The sequence below is a fragment of the Mesorhizobium sp. 01N446 genome (genome assembly GCF_056399285.1).
The window spans coordinates 98,766-119,727 of sequence record NZ_JBFTRA010000004.1 but is presented as its reverse complement, the minus strand read 5'-3'; the positions used below and the strand labels follow the sequence as shown (position 1 = coordinate 119,727).

At 62.8% G+C, this 20,962-nt stretch carries 25 protein-coding genes; 19 read left to right on the top strand and 6 right to left on the bottom strand.

The window, feature by feature from the left end; genetic code table 11:
• Positions 1 to 19: 19 nt before the first annotated feature.
• The 5 genes from AC1DPX_RS17495 to AC1DPX_RS17475 all read left to right on the top strand — a co-directional run bounded on the left by AC1DPX_RS17495 (position 20) and on the right by AC1DPX_RS17475 (position 3,732).
• Entirely contained in the window at positions 20 to 436 is a 417-nt protein-coding gene (locus tag AC1DPX_RS17495) for a hypothetical protein (protein ID WP_202354321.1), read from the top strand.
• Positions 437 to 590: 154 nt separating this feature from the next.
• A complete protein-coding gene (gene gatC / locus AC1DPX_RS17490; RefSeq protein ID WP_477238404.1) occupies positions 591 to 878 on the top strand; it encodes an Asp-tRNA(Asn)/Glu-tRNA(Gln) amidotransferase subunit GatC in 288 nt (95 codons plus the stop codon).
• Positions 879 to 885: 7 nt separating this feature from the next.
• Positions 886 to 1,341 carry a GNAT family N-acetyltransferase gene (locus AC1DPX_RS17485; RefSeq protein ID WP_202354323.1) on the top strand — a complete coding sequence of 152 codons (456 nt, stop codon included), beginning with the start codon at positions 886 to 888 and terminating at the stop codon, positions 1,339 to 1,341.
• Positions 1,341 to 2,906 carry an amidase gene (locus AC1DPX_RS17480; RefSeq protein ID WP_477238402.1) on the top strand — a complete coding sequence of 522 codons (1,566 nt, stop codon included), beginning with the start codon at positions 1,341 to 1,343 and terminating at the stop codon, positions 2,904 to 2,906. The genes AC1DPX_RS17485 and AC1DPX_RS17480 overlap by 1 nt, the downstream gene beginning before the upstream one ends.
• Before the next feature lie 28 nt (positions 2,907 to 2,934).
• Positions 2,935 to 3,732 carry a YdcF family protein gene (locus AC1DPX_RS17475; RefSeq protein ID WP_477238400.1) on the top strand — a complete coding sequence of 266 codons (798 nt, stop codon included), beginning with the start codon at positions 2,935 to 2,937 and terminating at the stop codon, positions 3,730 to 3,732.
• On the opposite strand, the gene AC1DPX_RS17470 is transcribed toward AC1DPX_RS17475, so the two are convergent.
• A complete protein-coding gene (locus AC1DPX_RS17470) occupies positions 3,705 to 4,424 on the bottom strand; it encodes a DUF599 domain-containing protein (RefSeq protein ID WP_140773509.1) in 720 nt (239 codons plus the stop codon). The genes AC1DPX_RS17475 and AC1DPX_RS17470 overlap by 28 nt on opposite strands.
• Before the next feature lie 167 nt (positions 4,425 to 4,591).
• Between AC1DPX_RS17470 and AC1DPX_RS17465 the strand changes: the two genes are divergently transcribed.
• The 5 genes from AC1DPX_RS17465 (at position 4,592) to AC1DPX_RS17445 (ending at position 8,137) form a co-directional block, all read left to right on the top strand.
• Complete coding sequence (locus tag AC1DPX_RS17465; protein ID WP_477238399.1) at positions 4,592 to 5,995, top strand: L-serine ammonia-lyase; 1,404 nt, start codon at positions 4,592 to 4,594, stop codon at positions 5,993 to 5,995.
• Between the two features lie 61 nt (positions 5,996 to 6,056).
• Positions 6,057 to 6,311, top strand: coding sequence for a type II toxin-antitoxin system HicA family toxin (locus AC1DPX_RS17460; protein ID WP_477238397.1), 255 nt, complete (start codon positions 6,057 to 6,059; stop codon positions 6,309 to 6,311).
• Positions 6,308 to 6,646: a type II toxin-antitoxin system HicB family antitoxin gene (locus AC1DPX_RS17455; RefSeq protein ID WP_477238395.1), complete on the top strand. Its 339-nt coding sequence runs from the start codon at positions 6,308 to 6,310 to the stop codon at positions 6,644 to 6,646. The genes AC1DPX_RS17460 and AC1DPX_RS17455 overlap by 4 nt, the downstream gene beginning before the upstream one ends.
• Before the next feature lie 72 nt (positions 6,647 to 6,718).
• Positions 6,719 to 7,156, top strand: coding sequence for a DUF1489 family protein (locus AC1DPX_RS17450; protein WP_477238393.1), 438 nt, complete (start codon positions 6,719 to 6,721; stop codon positions 7,154 to 7,156).
• A 279-nt stretch (positions 7,157 to 7,435) separates the two neighbouring features.
• On the top strand, positions 7,436 to 8,137 hold the full coding sequence (locus AC1DPX_RS17445; protein ID WP_202354328.1) for a DnaJ domain-containing protein: 702 nt from the start codon (positions 7,436 to 7,438) through the stop codon (positions 8,135 to 8,137).
• A 47-nt stretch (positions 8,138 to 8,184) separates the two neighbouring features.
• Here the strand turns inward: AC1DPX_RS17445 and AC1DPX_RS17440 are convergent, their stop codons facing one another.
• Positions 8,185 to 9,624 (bottom strand): SPOR domain-containing protein, encoded by a 1,440-nt coding sequence (locus AC1DPX_RS17440; protein ID WP_477238391.1) that lies wholly within the window; start codon positions 9,622 to 9,624, stop codon positions 8,185 to 8,187.
• A gap of 285 nt (positions 9,625 to 9,909) precedes the next feature.
• Between AC1DPX_RS17440 and AC1DPX_RS17435 the strand changes: the two genes are divergently transcribed.
• The 4 genes from AC1DPX_RS17435 to AC1DPX_RS17420 all read left to right on the top strand — a co-directional run bounded on the left by AC1DPX_RS17435 (position 9,910) and on the right by AC1DPX_RS17420 (position 14,037).
• Positions 9,910 to 10,239, top strand: a complete 330-nt coding sequence (locus AC1DPX_RS17435; protein WP_202354330.1) for a phasin family protein — start codon at positions 9,910 to 9,912, stop codon at positions 10,237 to 10,239.
• A 298-nt stretch (positions 10,240 to 10,537) separates the two neighbouring features.
• On the top strand, positions 10,538 to 10,867 hold the full coding sequence (gene clpS / locus AC1DPX_RS17430; protein WP_010909565.1) for an ATP-dependent Clp protease adapter ClpS: 330 nt from the start codon (positions 10,538 to 10,540) through the stop codon (positions 10,865 to 10,867).
• A 6-nt stretch (positions 10,868 to 10,873) separates the two neighbouring features.
• On the top strand, positions 10,874 to 13,342 hold the full coding sequence (clpA, locus tag AC1DPX_RS17425) for an ATP-dependent Clp protease ATP-binding subunit ClpA (protein ID WP_202354331.1): 2,469 nt from the start codon (positions 10,874 to 10,876) through the stop codon (positions 13,340 to 13,342).
• Between the two features lie 62 nt (positions 13,343 to 13,404).
• The gene (locus tag AC1DPX_RS17420; RefSeq protein WP_477238389.1) at positions 13,405 to 14,037 is read left to right on the top strand and encodes a chloramphenicol phosphotransferase CPT family protein; all 633 of its coding nucleotides are present in this window, start codon (positions 13,405 to 13,407) and stop codon (positions 14,035 to 14,037) included.
• An 18-nt stretch (positions 14,038 to 14,055) separates the two neighbouring features.
• Here the strand turns inward: AC1DPX_RS17420 and AC1DPX_RS17415 are convergent, their stop codons facing one another.
• The 4 genes from AC1DPX_RS17415 to AC1DPX_RS17400 all read right to left on the bottom strand — a co-directional run bounded on the left by AC1DPX_RS17415 (position 14,056) and on the right by AC1DPX_RS17400 (position 17,071).
• Entirely contained in the window at positions 14,056 to 14,487 is a 432-nt protein-coding gene (locus AC1DPX_RS17415) for an HIT family protein (RefSeq protein WP_477238387.1), read from the bottom strand.
• Between the two features lie 106 nt (positions 14,488 to 14,593).
• Complete coding sequence (locus tag AC1DPX_RS17410; protein WP_477238385.1) at positions 14,594 to 15,808, bottom strand: GNAT family N-acetyltransferase; 1,215 nt, start codon at positions 15,806 to 15,808, stop codon at positions 14,594 to 14,596.
• Between the two features lie 56 nt (positions 15,809 to 15,864).
• Positions 15,865 to 16,593, bottom strand: a complete 729-nt coding sequence (locus AC1DPX_RS17405; RefSeq protein ID WP_477238383.1) for a glycerophosphodiester phosphodiesterase — start codon at positions 16,591 to 16,593, stop codon at positions 15,865 to 15,867.
• A gap of 13 nt (positions 16,594 to 16,606) precedes the next feature.
• Positions 16,607 to 17,071 (bottom strand): RidA family protein, encoded by a 465-nt coding sequence (locus tag AC1DPX_RS17400; RefSeq protein WP_202354336.1) that lies wholly within the window; start codon positions 17,069 to 17,071, stop codon positions 16,607 to 16,609.
• 138 nt (positions 17,072 to 17,209) lie between these two features.
• Here AC1DPX_RS17400 and AC1DPX_RS17395 point away from each other — a divergent pair, with 138 nt between their 5' ends.
• The 5 genes from AC1DPX_RS17395 to tsf all read left to right on the top strand — a co-directional run bounded on the left by AC1DPX_RS17395 (position 17,210) and on the right by tsf (position 20,955).
• Positions 17,210 to 18,040, top strand: coding sequence for a cell envelope integrity EipB family protein (locus tag AC1DPX_RS17395; protein ID WP_202354337.1), 831 nt, complete (start codon positions 17,210 to 17,212; stop codon positions 18,038 to 18,040).
• 36 nt (positions 18,041 to 18,076) lie between these two features.
• Positions 18,077 to 18,355 (top strand): DUF4031 domain-containing protein, encoded by a 279-nt coding sequence (locus tag AC1DPX_RS17390; RefSeq protein ID WP_202354338.1) that lies wholly within the window; start codon positions 18,077 to 18,079, stop codon positions 18,353 to 18,355.
• Positions 18,352 to 18,963: a LysE family translocator gene (locus AC1DPX_RS17385; protein WP_477238381.1), complete on the top strand. Its 612-nt coding sequence runs from the start codon at positions 18,352 to 18,354 to the stop codon at positions 18,961 to 18,963. The genes AC1DPX_RS17390 and AC1DPX_RS17385 overlap by 4 nt, the downstream gene beginning before the upstream one ends.
• Positions 18,964 to 19,140: 177 nt before the next feature.
• Positions 19,141 to 19,923, top strand: coding sequence for a 30S ribosomal protein S2 (rpsB, locus tag AC1DPX_RS17380; protein ID WP_477238379.1), 783 nt, complete (start codon positions 19,141 to 19,143; stop codon positions 19,921 to 19,923).
• A 111-nt stretch (positions 19,924 to 20,034) separates the two neighbouring features.
• Positions 20,035 to 20,955, top strand: coding sequence for a translation elongation factor Ts (gene tsf / locus AC1DPX_RS17375; protein WP_202354340.1), 921 nt, complete (start codon positions 20,035 to 20,037; stop codon positions 20,953 to 20,955).
• Positions 20,956 to 20,962 lie beyond the last annotated feature (7 nt).

The window sequence follows — 20,962 nt, the reverse complement described above, 5'->3', positions numbered from 1 at the left end:
GCCAAAGCGGAACAAATCCATGGCGTTGGGGCGATCTCTTTGCGTGTCGATGTTTGTCGCGGCGTCGCCCGCGCTCGCCGCGGATGATTTTATTGAAGGCGTCTACCTTCAATCCGAGGAGCTTTGTGCGCAGGCCAAAAAGGATACGCTGCAGACGCTGATTGACGCCGGCAACATCGTGTTGTCGGCGCATGGGCTGCAAGGCGTCGAATACAATTGTGAGTTCGTGCAGATCAGCAAGGCGACGGCTTCGCCAAGCTGGGCGGTGACGGCCATCTGCCAGGAGCCGGGCTACGTCTTTCCCGATGTTCTGTCGGTGACGCGGATCAGCCCGACGCAGCTCGATCTCGTCTCGGTCCGGCCGATCGACGACGAAAGCGAGGCGAGCGGCAACAGCGGCAGCTATTATCTGTGCGACGGCGTTGCCCTGCCATGACGATCGTGCAAAGCGTCAGGTCGAAGAGGCGATTGTTCGAGTTGCCAAACCCGCTTCGCCGCCCCAAGGTCAGCGCGGCAGCCTACTTCGATGCCTGTTGCGCTGCACGCGCGGCGCCGCTATAGCCCGGACAGGTTTTCCCGAGGCAAAATCCATGTCCGTTGATCTTCAGACTGTGAAGCGCGTCGCGCGTCTCGCCCGCATCGCGGTGAGCGCGGAAGATGCTGAACGCATGACCGGCGAACTGAACGCCATACTGGGCTTCGTCGAGCAATTGAACGAGGTCGATGTCTCCGGCGTCGAGCCGATGACCTCGGTGACGCCGATGGAGATGAAGAAGCGCAGGGATGTCGTCACCGACGGCAATAAGGCGGCCGACATCGTCGCCAATGCGCCGGCGACCGAAGAGAATTTCTTCCTCGTGCCGAAGGTCGTGGAGTAGGGCGCCGATGGCAATCGAGATCGCCATCGAGACGCCGTTGCAGGATGATGTGCGCGGCCTGGTCGCGGAGCTCAACGAGACCTTGCTCGAATTGACGCCGCCGGAGCACTGCTATCATCTGACTGTCGAGCAGATGGCCGGCCAGGACACGACCGTTTTCATCGCCCGCGACAACGGCATGGCCATCGGTTGTGGCGCGCTGAAGCGCCATGGCGACGCTATCGGCGAGGTCAAGCGCATGTATACGCGGCCTTCGCATCGCGGCCAGAAAATCGGCGCGAGGATTGTGGAGCGCGTCGAGGCGCTGGCGAGGCAGGAAGGGCTGAAGCGGCTGGTGCTGGAGACGGGCGACCGCCATCCCGCCGCCTGGACCGTCTACGAACGTGCCGGGTTTTCGCGCTGTGGCCCGGTGCTGGATTATCCCGATTCCAAGTGGTCGGTGTTTTACGAAAAGAGCCTTTGATGAGCGACCTGACCAGACTGACGATTTCGCAGGCCCGCGCCAAGCTGCGCGGCAAGGAGATCACCGCGACCGAGATCACCGAGGCTTATCTCTCGGCGATCGATCGCGCCAATCCGGCGCTCAATGCCTATGTCGCGGTGACTGGCGACAAGGCACGCGACATGGCCAAAGCGTCCGACGCCAGGCTGGTCAAGGGCGAGGGCGGTGCGCTGGAAGGTATTCCGCTGGGGATCAAGGACCTGTTCGGCACCGAAGGCGTCCATACCCAGGCCTGCAGCCACGTGCTCGACGGCTTCAAGCCACGCTACGAATCGACCGTCACCGCCAATTTGTGGGCGGATGGCGCCGTCATGCTGGGCAAGCTCAACATGGATGAGTTCGCCATGGGCTCCTCCAACGAGACGTCCTATTACGGCCCGGTCATCAACCCGTGGCGCCGTTCGCGTATCGACACGGTGGTGATGCCGACGACGCATCAGGGCGACGGCGGCTTCGTGTCGGCCGGCGGCACGAAAACCCAGCGCAGCCTGGACAATGCGCAATTGGTGCCGGGCGGTTCTTCCGGCGGCTCGGCAACTGCCGTTTCGGCCTTCTTGTGCGCCGGCGCGACAGCCACCGACACCGGCGGCTCGATCCGCCAGCCGGCCGCTTTCACCGGCACGGTCGGCATCAAGCCGACCTATGGCCGTTGCTCGCGCTGGGGCATCGTCGCCTTCGCCTCGTCGCTCGACCAGGCCGGTCCGCTTGCGCGCGACGTGCGCGACGCCGCGATCCTTCTGAAGTCGATGGCCTCGGTCGATCCGAAGGACACCACTTCCGTCGACCGGCCGGTGCCGGACTATGAGGCGGCGATCGGCAAGCCGATCAAGGGCATGAAGGTCGGCATTCCCAAGGAATACCGCGTCGACGGCATGCCGGCGGAGATCGAGGCGCTGTGGCAGAAGGGCATTGCCTGGCTCAGGGATGCCGGCGCCGAGATCGTCGACATTTCCCTGCCGCATACGAAGTACGCGCTGCCGGCCTACTACATCGTGGCGCCCGCCGAGGCTTCGTCCAACCTGGCGCGCTATGACGGCGTCCGCTACGGCCTGCGCGTGCCGGGCAAGGACATCGTCGAGATGTATGAGAAGACCCGCGCCGCCGGTTTCGGCCGCGAGGTCAAGCGCCGCATCATGATCGGCACCTATGTGCTGTCGGCTGGCTATTACGACGCCTATTATCTGCAGGCGCAGAAGGTGCGCAATCTGATCAAGCGCGACTTCGAGAATGTCTTTGCCGCCGGCGTCGACGTCATCCTGACCCCGGCCACGCCGTCCGCCGCCTTCGGCATCGCCGACGAGGACATGGCCGCCGATCCGGTGAAGATGTACCTCAACGACATTTTCACGGTCACCGTGAACATGGCCGGCCTGCCGGGCATCGCCGTGCCCGCCGGGCTCGACCCCAAGGGTCTGCCGCTCGGCCTGCAACTCATCGGCCGGCCGTTCGAGGAAGAAACGCTGTTCCAGACCGCCGCCATAATCGAGCAGGCGGCCGGCACATTTCAGCCTGAGAAGTGGTGGTAAGGGTATCGATCATCTGAAGGGGTGAGCGATGTTCTACCTTCTTTCCAAGATATTCTGGTTCTTCATCCAGCCGCTCAACCTGACGATCTTCCTGCTCCTGGCGGGGCTGGTCGCCGGGATGATCGGCCGGCGGCGGCTGGCCGTCACCGGCCGTGTGCTGGCGTTCCTGATTCTGGCGCTTTCGACCTGGACGTCGCTTGGCGCGATGATGCTCAACCCGCTGGAACAGCGCTTTCCACGGCCGCCGCTGCCGCAAAAGGTCGACGGCATCGTCGTGCTCGGCGGCGGCTTCGAGGGCGCCATCAACTTTGCGCGTGGCGGCTATGAATTGAGCAGCAGCGGCGACCGCATGGTCGAGACCGCAATCCTCGCCCGGCGCTTCCCGCAGGCCAAGGTTGTTGTATCCGGCGGGAACGGCTCGTTTTTCATCGACGGCGAGGGAGACGCCGATACCGCGTCCCGCCTGCTCGTTCCGCTGGGTGTATCGGCCGATCGCCTTGTCCTCGAGGACAAGTCCCGCAACACCTATGAAAATGCCGTCTTCAGCCGCAAACTTGTCGAGCCGAAGCCGGGCGAGACCTGGTTGCTGGTGACCTCCGCCTTCCACATGCCCCGCGCCAAGGCGCTGTTCGACAAGGCTGGTTTTCCGACCGTTCCATGGCCTGTGGACTATCACACCTCCGGCAAGGAGGGTGTCGGACTGTTTCGCGACAATGCGATCGATTCCGTGCAGAACACCACCATCGCGCTCCGCGAATGGATCGGGCTTTTCGCCTATTGGCTTTCCGGACGCATTGATCAGCCGTTTCCGGCGCCTGGCGGCTGACCGATGACGGCGCGTCGCGCCGCCGAGAAGAACTGGCGCCGCACCAGCACGGCCAGCAGCAGAAGCGTCGAGAGCACGAACACCACGGGGTCGACGAACCAGCCGAGATAGCCGATCGAAAAGAACACGCCGCGCAGGCCGGAGTTGAAATGCTTGCCGGCCAGCATGTTCATCTGCGCCGCGCGCCAGACGGCGGTTTCCGTGACCGGATTTCTCGAGGCTTCGCCATGCGGGATCGGCACCGCGCCGATCAGGATCGAGCAATAGTTGAACAGCCGGTAGGCCCAGCCGAATTTGAAGAAGGAAAAGGCCAGGATCAGCACCAGCCCCAGCACCTTGATCTGAAAGGCCGGGCGCGACGGTGCTCCGCCGAGCGGCAGGTTGCTCAGCACTTCGAGCACCCGGTCGGACGCGCCGAGCAGTGCAAAGCAGCCGCCGAGCGCGATCAGCGAGCTCGAGGCAAAGAAGGCGGTTCCTTGTTGCAGGCCGCTCATGATGGCGGTGTCGACGATGCGGATTTCGCGCTCGGCCATGGTGCGCATCCAGGCTTCGCGCTGCGCATTCATCGCCGTCGTGAGCGACATGCGGCTGACCAGCTTGCCGTCGGAGGCGAGCGTATGCAGCAGCCACGCGATCAGGAAGAAGGCCAGCGCCCCGAAATCAGCCATCGAAAGATAGAAGGAATCGCCCATGGGCTGAATTTATCACATCCAGCGCAATCGCTTCGATGCGGGCTCACGACAACAATGTCGCTGCCTGGGCAAACAAGGTCGGCAGGTGCTGCGCCGCGATCCTCAAAAGAGCGGAAACATCCGGGGAATTCCTATATGTAATCCTCGACGTGACTCCAGGAGACAGCGTGTTCCTTTCGGTTTTCGACCTGTTCAAGATCGGCATCGGCCCTTCGAGCTCGCACACGATGGGGCCGATGACGGCCGCGCGGCGGTTTCTCGACGAGGTCGCGGGCGACGACTGGCCGCGGCCCACCGGGGCCAAGGTTGCCCGCATCGGCGCCAGCCTGCATGGCTCGCTCGCCTATACCGGCATCGGCCATGGCAGCGACCGCGCCGTCATCCTCGGCCTTGCCGGCCAGACGCCGCAAACGGTCGATCCCGATCAGGCCGACGGCATCATCAGCCGCATCACCGCCGACAGGCTGATTTCACCGCCCGGTCACCCGTCCTACCAATTCGACCCGGCCACGGATCTGGTGCTCGACCGCAAGACGCCGCTCACCGGGCACGCCAACGGCATGGCGTTCCATGCCTACGATGCCGGCGGCCGTCTGCTGCTCAAGCGCATCTACTATTCGATCGGCGGCGGCTTCGTGGTCTCGGAGGAAGAGCTCCAGCGGATGAAGGCCAAGGGCTCGGTGACGACAGAAGGCAAGAAAGTGCCTTATCCCTTCAAGAATGCCGTCGAGATGCTGAAGATGGCAGGCAAGAGTGGGCTTTCCATTGCCGAGATGAAGCGCGTCAACGAGGAAACGCAGATGTCGCGTGAGGAGCTCGACACCGGTCTCGACGCCATCTGGGGGGCGATGAAGAGCTGCATCGACCGTGGCCTGTCGCAGGACGGCATCATGCCGGGCGGGCTGAAGGTGCGGCGCCGTGCCCGGCAGCTGCACGACAAGCTGCAGGAACAGTGGCAGCAGAATCGGCCAAACCCGCTGCTCGCAAATGACTGGCTGTCGATCTACGCGATGGCGGTCAACGAGGAGAATGCCGCCGGTGGGCGCGTCGTCACCGCGCCGACCAACGGGGCGGCCGGCACGCTGCCGGCGGTGCTGCGCTACTGGCTGCATTTCCACCCCGAGGCCGACCAGCCGAGCATCCGCGATTTTCTGCTGACGGCCGCTGCTGTCGGCGGCATCATCAAGACCAATGCGTCGATCTCGGGCGCCGAAGTCGGCTGCCAGGGCGAGGTGGGATCCGCCTCGGCCATGGCCGCGGCCGGCCTTTGCGCCGTCATGGGCGGCACGCCCGAACAGGTTGAGAATGCCGCCGAAATCGCGCTCGAACACCATCTCGGCATGACCTGCGATCCCGTAGGCGGGCTGGTGCAAGTGCCGTGCATCGAGCGCAACGCACTCGGCGCGGTCAAAGCGGTGACGGCCGCATCACTGGCCATCAAAGGCGACGGCGTCCACTTCGTGCCGCTCGATGCGGCGATCGAGACCATGCGCCAGACCGGCCTCGACATGAACGAGAAATACAAGGAAACCAGCCTTGGCGGGCTCGCCGTCAATGTCGTGGAGTGCTGAGCTCAGTCATTTTTCCATTGAATTCTTGTGCGTTGATACCATTTTATGGTACTAAATTGGCATGAAGCGGAAGCATCAGGCAACGCTGCTACAGTTTTTTGCGCGCCCCGTAAGCGGCACAATCCGATGGTCGGAAATTGAAGCTTTGTTTGTGGCCTTGGGCGCCGAGGTAAGCGAGCGCGAAGGATCACGCGTCGGTGTCTTCCTGTTCGGGGAGGTTCGTGTCTTTCATAGACCACATCCGACGCCGGACACGGATAAAGGTGCGGTGTCGAGCATCAGGAAATGGCTGGAAAGCCATGGAGTGAGACCATGAAGAATATCATCGAGATCGACGGTCACAAGGCGCTGGTGTCTTTCGATCCGGAGATCGAAATGCTGAGGGGCGAATTTCTGGGGTTGGCCGGGGGCGCAGATTTCTACGCGAAGGACGTTGAGCAACTCCATGTGGAGGGTGCGAAATCCCTCGCGGTTTTCCTTGCCATGTGCCGGGAGAGGAACATCGAGCCTTTCCGTGAATTCTCCGGTCGCTTCAATCTGCGGCTTGAACCGAGTGTGCATGAAGCGGCTGCGACAGCGGCGGCGGCTGAGAACAAGAGCCTCAACGAGTGGGTTGCGGAAGCCATCAAAACGGCTGCGCAGGCCTCTTAAGCTGATCGGCTCTGCCTGTGCAAAACCTTCCGAAGCGTTGAAGGCTTGGCTTGCAGCCGCTAGATTGCTGCCATGGCTCTCAATCTCCTAAAACTGTGCGTCGGCTGCGACAGCGTCGAGGATCTCGAGGAATGGATCGAGTTCCGTCTCGACGAACGGCGCCGGGCTGGCGAGCCGGCCGAACACTGGCACACCACGCGCATGGTGCCGACGCGCGGCGCCGAGATCACCGATGGCGGTTCGCTCTATTGGGTGATCAAGGGCAGCGTACAATGCCGCCAGTTGATCACCGAGATCCGGCCCTTCACCGACGATGAGGGCATTGGCCGCTGTCATTTGGTGCTCGACCCGCAAGTCGTGCGGACCGACTGGCAGCCGCGCCGGGCTTTCCAGGGCTGGCGCTATCTAAAGCCGTCCGATGCGCCGGCCGATATCGGCAAGGGCAAGGCCGGGCTGGTCGAGATGCCGCCGAAACTGCGGCGCGAGCTTGCCGATCTCGGCTTGCTGTAGGCCCATCGCGCGGAAAGCGTTGCCCGTTCTGGCGCGGGATTTTTCTGGCCCTCCATCTTGCTACGCACTGGACTTGCAAGCGGCGCGACAACGCCACATCTTGAAATCCATGCGCACTGAAAAGCTGTCGAAGCCGGCAAGAGCCACAGGTTTGGAAGGCCATCCCGCGTGGCGGTCCTCTTCCCGTCCAGGCGAAGGCCATCATTCCGGCGCAGAAAAAGTGTTGGATCACATCACGCGGCTGTCCAGGCTGACAGGGTATCCGCGGGGCGGTGGGAAATGTTAGGCGCAATTATCGGTCTGGTCGCATTGCTGCTTGTGCTGCTCGGCGTGGCCTCGGCCTTCCTGCGCGCCGATCCGGCGCGGCTGGCGAGCGGCATGAGAACACTGGGACCGATCCTGCTGGCGCTGGTGGGCGCCGCAGTGCTTCTGGTCGGCCGAAGCGGAATCGGCGGCGTCATGCTGTTCGTGGCGATCGGCTGGTATGCCGCCACGCGGGCCAACCGGCCCGATGTGAAGCCGGCGCCGGGAAAACGCTCGACGGTGCGGACGGCAGCGCTCGAAATGGAGCTGGATCACAATACCGGCGGCCTCGAAGGGCTGGTCTTGGCCGGCCGCCATGATGGCAAGATGCTCGGCGCGATGGGCCTTGCGGAGCTGCAGCATCTCTACCGCGAACTCTCCGCCGACGCGGAGAGCCGCCAGTTGCTAGAGACGTATCTTGACGGCAGATTTCCCGTCTGGCGCAAAAACACTGAGACGAACGGTGGCGAAGGGCTGGGTGTTGCGCCAGGTCCGGGCGCCATGACTAAGGAGGAGGCCTACAAGGTCCTTGGTCTTGAAGCGGGGGCCGCCGCGGCGGATGTCCGCAAGGCGCACCGCCGCCTGATGCAGCGCCTGCACCCCGATATCGGCGGCACGTCTTTCCTGGCGGCGCGAATCAACGAAGCCAAGGACGTCTTGCTCTCCAATCACAACTAAGTCTCCTTCGACGCAAAAAATTTCCGGGAGATTGCTTCCACGCCGTCCTATTGCTGGACGGCGTAGCACTCGATTTTCTTCTTCTTCAAAGCCGTGCAAGCCTTCCAGGCGGCGTCCTTCGAACCAAAGCCGCCGAAACGGGCGCGGTAGTAGGTGACGCCGTCCTTGTCGAAGGCGACGGTGAAGCCGGCGGCATCCGCCAGGACCTTCGGTGCCTGCTTGGTGGTCTTGTCGAGGACAGCCTGGGCTTCCGACTGTTTTGGCGACGAGGCGACCTGGATAGCCCAGCCCGACGGCACCGAAGCGGTTTTGACCGGATCGACAGCCGGCGTCGGCGCGGCAGCTGGCGCCGGCTCGGCATAGGCGGCCACGACCTGTGCGGTGGCGACCTTGGGCGCGGCGACGATGACCGTCTTCACCTTCTTTGCCGGAACAACCAGTTTGGGTGTTTCGGCTTCAGCGCTCTCTTCGTCATCACCCTGCGCAACGGTCGCGTCTTCGGCAACGGATGTGTCGTCGGCGCTGGCCATCGCGACCGGCTTGTCGTCCGGGGTCGGCGCGTCGTGCTTGGGCAGCAGAACCTTGGCAAGCGCCTTGACCGGGTTGCTGTCGTCGGCCTTGGCGACCAGGTCGCCGCCGCCGCGGGTCGAGGCCCTCGGCATGTAAGTGTTTATCAGCGACGCCATCTGGTTGTCGCGGCTGCCGCCGGAGGTGCCGCCCATGACAACGGCGACAAGGCGGCGGTTGCCGTCGGAAACCGACGAAACGAGATTGAAGCCGGAGGCGCGGGTGTAGCCGGTCTTGATGCCGTCGACGCCCTTGATGCGCCCGAGCAGACGGTTGTGGCCATTGATGCGCTGGCGGCCATAGAGAAACGAGCGCTGCGAGAAATAGCCGTAATACTGCGGGAAATGCTCCCTGAGCGCGATGCCGAGCGTGGCCATGTCGCGCGCGGTGGTGAACTGGCCGGGATCGGGCAGGCCGTTGGCGTTGCGGAAGACGGTGCCGTTCATGCCGAGAGCCCGCGCCTTGGCGGTCATCATGCGGGCAAAGGTGCTTTCATCGCCGCCAAGCATCTCGCCGAGCGCAGTGGCCGAGTCGTTCGCGGACTTGGTGACGATCGACAGGATGGCGGTTTCGACGGTGACCGAGCCGCCTGGCTTCACGCCGAGTTTCGTCGGCGCCTCGCCGGAGGCCTTGGCGGAAAACACGACAGGCGTGTTCCGGCTGATCCTGCCCTTCGCCATCGCTTCGAAGGTCAGGTAAAGCGTCATCATCTTGGTCAGCGACGCCGGATAGCGCCTGCCATTGGCATCCGCGGAATACAGCACCTTGCCCGTCTTGGCGTCGACGACGATGGCCGCCTGCCGCGCCGCCAGCGAGGCGGCAGCGTCGGCGCAAACGAACGTCATCGCCAGGGCGAGGACCATGATCGCTTTGAGGGGGGAGGTGGATTTGGAAACGATGCCCAACAACGCCTGACGCACTGATCTTTCCCTTGAATTCTTCGTTGCGTTGGAGGCGGCAAAGGGTCCTGCCTCACTTCTAGCCAAGCTAGCGAGGCAGCGTTACCAATCCGTTTATGGTAACCGCCGCGTTCACCATTTTCTTCGGGCTTGAAACGCACTTTATTTGATTTTTAGCCATTGCCTGCGCAGGCGGGGCCCGCATGCCGGCGAAATATTGACTTTTGTGCGACGCACAATATACTCTAGTGCATTGCACAACGGCGCCCCGAAGAAGGACGCCTCAACCGTCAAGGGAATCGTGAAATGACCCAGACCTATGAGGACTTCAGCAAATACGGCAAGGAATTCGCAGACACCGGTTTGAAGAGCTTCGCTTCGCTCTCCAAGGGCGCTCAGGCGATCGCCACCGAGGCCGGTGAATACACCAAGAAGAGCTTCGAGGCGGGCAGCGCGGCTGTCGAGAAGCTGCTTTCGGCCAAGTCGCTGGACAAGGCCATCGAGATCCAGTCCGACTACGCCAAGCAGTCCTACGAGGCGTTCGTCGCCGAGGCCACCAAGATCGGCGACCTCTATGCCGAACTCGCCAAGGAAGCCTACAAGCCGTTCGAATCGATCGTTGCCAAGGCGAAGTAATTTCGCCCGGGCGAAGTAATTTTCGCCCCGACAGTTTCAGATCCGGCCCCTTGGGCCCGGGAAGAAGCCCGGTCGCGGAAACGCGGCCGGGTTTTTTCATGCTAATTTCCGGTTCGCGGCGGCGCAGCGCTTCACGATTGCGAAAATCCGCCAAGTTTGGTCACCTAGCCATATTGTCAGCTAACCAGAAGGGCTTAAAATCGTCCATCGAACACCTACATGTCGAACTCGCATGGGGATTCGAAAGAGGCAGGATTACGTGACGATCGGTTTGACTGCCACGAGACAAGTGGCGCGGATGCAAAACGGCGGCGGCGACGGCAATGAGGCCGGCCGCGGGACGGCCGTCATCACGCGCACCAAAACCAAGACCAAGAAGCCCAGCCTTTACCGGGTCCTCATCCTCAACGACGACTACACTCCCATGGAGTTCGTGGTTCACGTGCTGGAGCGTTTTTTCCAGAAGGACCGCGAAGCCGCCACACGCATCATGCTTCATGTTCACAATCATGGAGTGGGCGAGTGCGGGGTCTATACATTCGAGGTGGCCGAGACCAAAGTGTCTCAGGTCATGGATTTCGCCCGACAGAATCAGCATCCGCTGCAATGCGTGATGGAGAAGAAGTGAGGTAACATGCCGGCTTTCTCCCAAGGCCTGGAAAAGGCGCTTCACCAGGCGCTGACGCTCGCCAATGAGCGGCACCATGAATACGCAACCCTTGAACATCTGCTGCTCGCGTTGATCGACGACACCGAGGCCGCCGCCGTCATGCGCGCCTGCAACGTCGATCTCGACGAGCTGAAGCACACTGTTCTGACCTATATCGACACCGAGCTCGACAATCTGGTCACCGGCTACGACGAGGATTCCAAGCCGACCGCCGGCTTCCAGCGCGTCATCCAGCGCGCGGTGATCCATGTGCAGTCTTCGGGCCGCGAGGAAGTGTCGGGTGCCAACGTCCTCGTCGCCATCTTCGCCGAGCGCGAGAGCCACGCCGCCTATTTCCTGCAGGAACAGCAGATGACCCGCTACGACGCGGTCAACTACATCTCGCACGGCATCGCCAAGCGCCCCGGCGCATCGGAAACGCGCTCGCCGCGCGGCGCCGATGACGAACAGGGCGGCCAGAACGGCGCCGAGCCGCAAGAGGAAGGCGGCAAGAAGAAGCAGCAGCAGGACGCGCTGACGGCTTATTGCGTCAACCTCAACAACAAGGCCAAGGCCGGCAAGATCGATCCGCTGATCGGCCGCGAGTCCGAAATCAACCGCACCATCCAGGTGCTGTGCCGCCGCTCCAAGAACAACCCGCTCTATGTCGGCGACCCCGGCGTCGGCAAGACGGCGATCGCCGAGGGTCTGGCCAAGCGCATCGTCGAGGGCGACGTTCCCGAAGTGCTGCACAACGCCACCATCTTCGCGCTCGACATGGGCACGCTGCTGGCCGGCACGCGCTATCGCGGCGATTTCGAGGAACGGCTGAAGCAGGTCGTCAAGGAGCTCGAGGATTATCCGGGTGCCGTGCTGTTCATCGACGAGATCCATACGGTGATCGGCGCAGGTGCCACCTCGGGCGGCGCCATGGACGCATCGAACCTGTTGAAGCCAGCTCTGTCGTCGGGTGCCATCCGCTGCATCGGCTCGACCACCTACAAGGAGTTCCGGCAGTTCTTCGAGAAGGACCGCGCTCTGGTGCGGCGCTTCCAGAAGATCGACGTCAACGAACCGACCATTGAGGACGCCATCGAGATCATGAAGGGCCTCAAGCCCTATTTCGAGGAGTTCCACAAGGTCCGCTACACGAGCGAGGCCATCAAGGCCTCGGTCGAGCTGTCGGCGCGCTACATCAACGACCGCAAGCTGCCGGACAAGGCGATCGACGTGATCGACGAGACCGGCGCCTCGCAGATGCTGGTGCCGGAAGCCAAGCGCAAGAAGACCATCGGCATCAAGGAGATTGAAGCCACGATCGCCACCATGGCGCGTATTCCGCCGAAGACGGTTTCGGCCGACGACGAGAAGGTGCTGCAGGGCCTCGACATCGAGCTGAAGCGCGTCGTCTATGGCCAGGACACCGCCATCACCGCGCTGACCTCGGCGATCAAGCTGGCCCGTGCCGGCCTGCGCGAACCGGAAAAGCCGATCGGCTCGTATCTTTTCTCGGGCCCGACCGGCGTCGGCAAGACGGAAGTGGCCAAGCAACTCGCCGCCTCGCTCGGCGTCGAGCTGATCCGCTTCGACATGTCGGAATATATGGAACGCCACACCGTTTCGCGGCTGATCGGCGCGCCTCCCGGCTATGTCGGTTTCGACCAGGGCGGCCTGTTGACCGACGGTGTCGACCAGCATCCGCACTGCGTGCTGCTGCTCGACGAGGTCGAAAAGGCCCATCCGGATCTGTTCAACATCCTGTTGCAGGTCATGGATCACGGCAAGCTGACCGACCACAACGGTAAGCAGATCGACTTCCGCAATGTCATCCTGATCATGACCACCAATGCGGGCGCATCCGATGCGCAGCGCGCGGCAATCGGTTTCGGGTCGACCAAGCGCGAAGGCGATGATGTCGAGGCGATCAACCGGCTGTTCACGCCGGAGTTCCGCAACCGTCTCGATGCGATCATCCCGTTCGGCTCGCTGCCGGTGCCGGTCATCCATCAGGTGGTGCAGAAGTTCGTCATGCAGCTCGAGGCGCAGTTGTCCGAGCGCGGCGTCACCTTCGACCTGTCGCCGGATGCGATCGCCTGGCTCGCCGACAAGGGCTATGACGAGCGCATGGGCGCGCGGCCGCTCGGCCGTGTGATCCAGGAGCACATCAAGAAGCCGCTGGCCGACGAGGTGCTGTTCGGCAAGCTCAAGAAGGGCGGCACGGTGCGCGTCACCGTCGAGAAGAAGGAAACCGGCGAGACCGGCCTGAAACTCGAATCGCTGGCCGACGAGGCGCCGGTGAAGCCGAAGAAGGAAGAGCCGGAAGAAGCGCCGAAGCCGCCCAAGGCGGTGGCCAAGAAACCGGCCGCCAAGAAGGTGGTGGCGCAGAAGCCGGAGCCCAAGGGCAAGGATGGCGGCAAGCGCAGCCTGGTCCCGCAACTGCCCCGCAAGGGCTGATCCACACGCACTCGAAAAAGCCCCGGCAACGGGGCTTTTTCATTTTGAGCAATGGGGTGGCTATGCCAGGCCAGGTCATCATCCTCAACGGCGCGCCGCGGTCAGGAAAATCGAGCATCGCCCGAGCCATTCAGGAAAGTTTCGATGGCGCATGGATGAACCTGGGCGTCGACACCTATGAGCGGATCACACCGCCGCCACTTCGCCCGGGTATAGGGTTGCGCCCCGGGGGCGAACGCCCCGACCTCGAAGTCTTCGTGCCGCGCCTGTATGCCGCCCTCTACGAATCGATCGCGGCGCATAGCCGGCTGGGGCTGAACGTCGTGACGGATGTCGGCCATCACGACGCCTATTCGAAGTCGCTTGGCTGCCTGGCCGATTGCGCGCGCCGTCTCGCCGGCCTGCCGGTGCTGTTTGTCGGCGTTCGCTGTCCGATTGAAACCATCATGGAAAGGCGGGCCGCCAGCGAGCCGGGCAGGGGCTATGTCACCGGCTCGTCAGACGATCCTGTGCCTCTGCCGGTGCGTCTGTGGCAGGAAGCGGTGCACCGGCCGGGCGTATACGATCTTGAGGTCGATACCTCGGTCCTCAGCCCAGGACAGTGCGCGGAGGCGATCCGCCAGCGCTTGCATGACGGCGTGCGGCCCGGCGCGATCGAACGCTTGGCTCAAGCTGCCAACCAGACTTTCTCCTGACGCGACACGCGGTGCGGCTCAGGTTTTCAACGCCGCGCGTATTTTTTCGGCATTCCCGGCCAGCACTTCGGGTTTTTCCATCGTGCCCGAGTGCGGCTTCAACGGGATGCCGTCGAAGCGCGGGATGACATGGACATGCAGGTGATAGACGGTCTGGCCGGAGGCCGGCTCGTTGAACTGCAGGATGGTGACGCCGTCGGCATCGAGCGCCTTCTTCACCGCCAGCGCCACTTTCTGGACGACCGCGAACAGCGGACCGAAGGTCGACGGATTGGCGTCGAGCAGATTGCGCGACGGGGCCTTTGGCACAACCAGCGTATGGCCCGGTCCTTGCGGCATCACATCCATGAAGGCGACGACGGCGTCGTCTTCGTAGACGCGGTGCGAAGGGATTTCGCCGCGCAGGATCTTGGCGAAGATGTTGCTGGTGTCGTAGGGGGCCTCAGTCATGGCGAACGCTCCGGATTGTGCCTTGTGTCTCGTGTAGCGAAGCTCTTCCGCAGCGACAAGACGATGAGGCAGGCGACCAGGCGAGATCGACCAGGCCCAAAACCTGCTATTCCTCGAGATCCTTGCGGAACGGCGTGTGCTCTTCCAGATATTCGCTCATTCGCTCCACCTCGCGCCGCTCGCGCTTGAGGTAGTCGGCCACGGCATTGCGCAGGCCGGGATGCGAAATGTAGTGGGCGGAATGCATCGTCACCGGCCGATAGCCGCGCGCCAGCTTGTGCTCTCCTTGCGCGCCTGCCTCGACCACCTTCAGCTTGCGTTCGATGGCGAAGTCGATGGCCTGGTGGTAGCAGACCTCGAAATGCAGGAAGGGGTGATCCTCGATGCAGCCCCAGTTGCGGCCGTAGAGCGCGTCGGAGCCGATGAAATTGATGGCGCCGGCAATGTAGCGCCCGTTGCGCCTGGCCATCACCAGCAGGATATCATCCGCCATGCGTTCGCCGATCAGCGAGAAGAACTGGCGGTTCAGATAGGGGCGGCCCCATTTGCGGCTGCCCGTATCCATGTAGAAGGCGAAGAAGTCGTCCCAGGCTTTTTCCGTCAGATCCTTGCCGGTCAGCCAGTCAATGGTGATGCCATCGGCAAGCGCCTCGCGCCGTTCCTTCTTCATCGCCTTGCGCTTGCGCGAAGCAAGCGTGGCGAGGAAGTCGTCATAGGTCGAAAAGCCTTCGTTGAAGAAGTGGAACTGCTGGTCGGTGCGATGCAGGAACCCGGCGGCCTCGAGCGTCGCGACATCGCTCTCCTGCGCGAAGGTGACATGCGCCGAGGACACGCCGAGCTTGTCGGTCACCATCTTGAGGCCGGCGGCAAGCCCGGCCTTCACCGCATCCGGATCCTCGCCCTTGCCGACCAGCAGGCGAGGGCCGGTGACCGGCGTGAACGGCACGGCGCATTGCAGTTTCGGATAATAGCGGCCGCCAGCGCGCTCGAAGGCATCCGACCAGCCGTGGTCGAACACATACTCGCCCTGGCTGTGCGATTTGAGATAGCAGGGGACCGCGCCCAGCAGCCGGCCTTGCGCAGTCTCCAGCCGCAAATGATGGCCCTGCCAGCCGGTGCGCCGCACGGCGCAGCCGGAATCTTCCAGCGCGCTTAAAAAAGCGAACGAAACGAGCGGGTTATAGCCATTCTCCGCGTCGCCGCGCGTGGTGCCGGCAAAGCCGTCCCATTCATCGCGTGTGAACGCGCCGATGCCCGCGGCGATACGGATCGAATAGTCCGCATTTGCAGTTTGCCCGTCGCCGTCATCGCCCTGATCCATGAGGCTTATTTAAGCTCCATCGGGGCCGCTACAAGTCACGTTTCAGGCAACCCCGCTCAGGCGACCTTGACCAGGTCGGGCTCGAAACCTTCGAATGTCATCTGATCGGCATATTTGAAGGTCAGGTCGATCGCCGGCTGATCATGCACCGTCCAGGTGATGACAGGCATTTTGAGCTTTTCGCGCACGAAGCTGACGAACAGGTTCGGCAGGTCGCCGGCAGCGTAAGAGGTGAAGGACAACTCGTGCGCCAGCATGGAAAAATGCGCTTCGAGCAGCTTGAGGTCCTTGCCGTAGGCGGTCAATCCAGCCGGAATGCCGGGCGCATGTTTCGGGAAATCACGGATCAGCCAGTGATCGAACGACATGATCGCCGCCTTGCCCTTGTAGCGCTTGAGCATCTTGCCGACGCGCGCCACCAGGCCTTCGTCGCGGCCGGGAATCCCTTTCAGCTCGACGACCATGGGCACGCGGCCGTCGACAAGGTCGAGCGCTTCCTGCAGCGTCGGCACGTGGTCGGATGTGCCGCCGACCTTGAGCGCGGTCAGTTCGGCCGCGCTGCGCTGCCAGACGAAGCCGTCCTGTCCGGTCAGCCGTTTCAGGTCGTCGTCATGGATGATGATGGGAACGCCGTCCGACGACAGATGCACGTCGCATTCGATGGCATAGCCCCGTTCGGCCGCGGCTGCGAAGGCGGAAAGCGTGTTTTCCCAGCGCGTCTTGTTCATGTCGTGGAAGCCCCGATGGGCGACGGGCCGGGCAGTCAGCCAGGATAGGTCGGTCATGTCAGGCCTTCGCTCATTCAACTTCGAAGATGGCTTCGATTTCCACTGCGGCATTAAGCGGCAGGGAGGCGGTGCCGACAGCGGAGCGGGCGTGCTTGCCGCGCTCGCCAAGGGCGGCGACGAGGAAATCGGAGGCGCCGTTGGCAACCAGATGCTGCTCGACGAAGTCGGGGGCGGAGGCGACGAAGACGGTGATCTTCACCAGCCGGCTGATCTTCTCCAGATCGCCGAGTGCTGCCTTGGCTTGCGCCAGAATGTTGATCGCGCAGTATTTTGCCGCGTCCTTGCCGCCTGCCGTGTCGACGTCGCGGCCGAGCAGGCCGCTCGCCTGCAGCTTGCCGTCCTTGAGCGGCAATTGTCCGGCCGTGAACAGGAGGCTTCCGGTTCGGCAGTAGGGAACGTAGTTGGCGGCAGGTGCGGCGGCGACAGGGAGCGTCACGCCGAGATCACTTAGCCGCTTTTCGATTGTTTCACTCATTGCTTTTCCCTATTGCTGGAAGGCGCCGCGCTGGCGGGGCCGAAATTGCTATTTTTGCCTCGCTTCCGCCACGACTTTTTTTAAGCTGGACCATCTTTCCCTGCGGCCTGCCATCAGCCGCGACGATCGGAGTACCTCATGCGCGCTGCGCGCCTTGCATTTCATGCCGTTCTGTTGTCGGCGGTGATCCCGATAGTCCCCGCCTTCGCCGTACCGGCGCTGCAGGCCCATCGCGCTGTGTACGACCTCACCCTCAAAAAAGCCTCCGACCGCTCCGGCATAACAGGCATATCCGGCCGCATGGTCTACGAATTCAATGGCTCGGCCTGCGAAGGCTATACGGTGAAATTCCGTTTCGTCACCCAGATCGTCACCAACGACAATACGCGGCTGACCGACCAGCAGACGACGACTTTCGAGGACGCCGAAGGCAAGACCTTCTCGTTCGTGACCAAATCCTTTGTCGACCAGAACCTCGACAAGGAGGTGAAGGGCATCGCCACGAAAGACCAGAAGGGGCTCAAGGTCGATATCGACAAGCCCGAGAAGAACAGCCTGGAACTCGCCGCTACCCAGTTTCCGACCCAGCATCTGGTCGAGCTGATCGGCAAGGCCGAGAAAGGCGAGAATTTCTACCAGACCAACCTGTTCGACGGTTCGGAGGATGCCAACAAGGTGATGGCGACCACCGTCGTCGTCGGCAAGAAGACCGAAGCCGACAAGGCCGATCCGGAGGCTCCGGCGCTGGCCAAGCTCGCCACGGACAAATACTGGCCGGTCGACATCGCCTATTTCGACGACAGCGCCAAGAACGGCGAGGAAGTGCCGGAATACCGGATCAGCTTCAAGTTGCATGAGAACGGCATCACCCGCGACCTCACCATGGACTATGGCGACTTCTCGATGACCGGCAAGCTGGTCAACCTGTCGCTGTTCGATCAGACCAAGCCGTGTCCGGTCTCGAAGTAGCAGGGTTGCGCAATTGAGCTGGCCGCGGCGGGCTTGATGGCAGTCTATGTCGATGCGGCGATCTGGAAGTGGGCCGGCCATCGCTGGTGCCACCTGATGGCCGACGACACCGACGAACTGCATCGCTTCGCCGCAGCACTCGGCGTCAAGCGTTCGTCCTACCAGGGACCGCCCAAGACATCGGCTCCGCATTATGACATAACCGGCTTCGAGCGCGACCGCGCGGTGCGGCTCGGCGCCGTCGAATGCAGCCGCGAGGAGATCGTCGCGATCTTTCGGCGCGTGCGGGTGCCCAATGGAAAGGCCAAGCGATGACACCAACGGCGTTTCTCGCCTATTGCGCCGCGGTCACGCTTGCCGCCGCCACACCGGGACCGGCGATGTTCGCGGTCATCACCAATGGCGTGTCGCGCGGGTTCCTTCGCGCCTTCATGGCTGGCGTCGGGGTCGCCGCCGGCGATGCGGTGCTGGTCACCCTGGCGCTGCTCGGGCTGGTGGCGCTGGCGCAAACCTTCGAATGGATCTTTCTCCTGCTGAAATATGCAGGCGCTGCCTATCTGATCTTTCTCGGCATCAGGATGTGGCGCGCCGCGGCCACGCAATCGAATGAGTCGAGGACGGGCGAGGCGAGATTGTCGAGATCCTTCTTCCTTGGCGCATCCATTGCGCTGGGCAACCCCAAGGCGATCCTGTTCCACGCCTCGATCATGCCGCTGATCCTCAACCTCGACACGCTGACATTTGTCGATGGCCTGCTGGTGGTGGCCACCGTCATCAGCGTCAACATTCTGACCATGGGGGTCTATGCCGCTCTCGCGGGCCGGGCTTCGGGCTGGTTCAGGACGCCGAAGCGCATGCGGCTGATGAACCGGTTTGCCGGCAGCGCCATGATCGGCACCGGAGCGCTGATTGCCGCACGCTGAGCGGTAAAACGCTGGCCCGCTTGCGTTTGTCGCGCTTCCCCTCTATATGCGCGCTCATTCCACACACGGACTTTGGTGTCTGCCCGGGAGAAATCCGGCTGAAACCTCCGGTGGCGTTCGAGGACTTCGTCCAAAAATGCCTGTGTCCGTGGAGGCTAACCGGAAAGGAAAATGAGAATGGCACTGCCTGATTTCAGCATGCGCCAGCTTTTGGAAGCTGGCATTCACTTCGGCCACCAGACCCACCGCTGGAACCCGAAGATGGCGCCCTACATCTATGGCGCCCGCAACAACATCCACATCATCGACCTCTCGCAGACGGTGCCTTTGCTGCACCAGGCGCTGAAGCAAGTTTCCGACACCGTCGCCAAGGGCGGCCGCGTGCTGTTCGTCGGCACCAAGCGCCAGGCATCCGACATCGTCGCCGATGCCGCGCAGCGTTCGGCTCAGTACTATGTCAATTCGCGTTGGCTCGGCGGCATGCTGACCAACTGGAAGACGATCTCGAATTCGATCCAGCGCCTGCGCAAGCTCGACGAGATGCTGGCCGGCGAGGCCCAGGGCCTCACCAAGAAGGAGCGCCTGAACCTCGACCGCGAGCGCGAGAAGCTCGACAAGGCGCTGGGCGGCATCAAGGACATGGGCTCGACGCCCGACCTGATGTTCGTGATCGACACCAACAAGGAAGCGATCGCCATCCTCGAGGCCAAGCGTCTCGGCATCCCGGTCGTCGCCATCATCGATTCGAACTGCGATCCGGACAAGATCGACTTCCCGATCCCCGGCAATGACGACGCGGCCCGCGCCATCCAGCTTTATTGCGACCTGATCGCCAAGGCTGCGATCGACGGCATCGCCCGTCAGCAGGGCGCGCTCGGCGTCGACATCGGCGCTTCGGTTGAAGCTCCGRTCGAGCCGGCGCTCGATCCGGCTCCGGCGTCGGAAGCCCCCGAGGCTTGATAATCGAAGGCCGGTCCACGGCCTTCATCTTTCTCATATTTTGGCACGCTAAACAGACGCACCATCGAATGCCGATGGTGCGTCGGTGCATTTAAAAACAAAGAGGCGACAATGAGCATTTCGGCTGCACAGGTCAAAGAACTCCGCGACTTGACCGGCGCGGGCATGATGGACTGCAAGGCGGCGTTGAACGAGACCAACGGCAACATGGAAGAGGCCGTCGACTGGCTGCGCAAGAAGGGTATCTCCAAGGCTGACAAGAAGGCCGGCCGCACCGCGGCTGAAGGTCTGATCGGCGTCGATGCCGGCGTGCGCGAAGCTGCCGTCGTCGAGGTCAATTCCGAGACCGACTTCGTTGCCCGCAACGCCGCGTTCCAGGAAATCGTCGCCAACGTCGCCAAGGTTGCTCTCGCCTATGGCACGACGGAAGCCGTGGCTGCCGCGAAGTATCCGGGTTCGGACAAGTCGGTCACCGACACCATCAAGGATGCTGTCGGCACCATCGGCGAGAATCTGGGCTTCCGCCGTTCGGCCAAGCTGACCGTTCCGCACGGCGCGGTCGCGACCTATGTCCACAACGCTGTCGCTGACGGCCTCGGCAAGCTCGGCGTGCTGGTTGCGATCGAAACCACGGGCAATGAGCATGCCGCCAACGCCTTTGGCCGTCAGGTCGCCATGCATGTCGCCGCCACCAACCCGCTGGCGCTGACGGCGGAGCAGATCGATCCGGCAGCGGTCGAGCGTGAGAAGGCGATCTTCGCCGACCAGGCGCGTCAGACCGGCAAGCCGGAAGCGATCATCGAAAAGATGGTCGAAGGCCGCCTGCGCAAGTTCTACGAGGAAGTCGTGCTCCTGAAGCAGGCCTTCGTGCTCAATCCCGACATCACCGTCGAGAAAGCGCTGCAGGATGCCGAGAAGGAAATCGGCGCGCCGGCCAAGATCACCGCCTACCTCCGCTTCGCGCTCGGCGAAGGCATCGAAAAGGAAGAGACCGATTTCGCGGCGGAAGTTGCCGCGGCGGTCAAGAAGTAAACTTCCT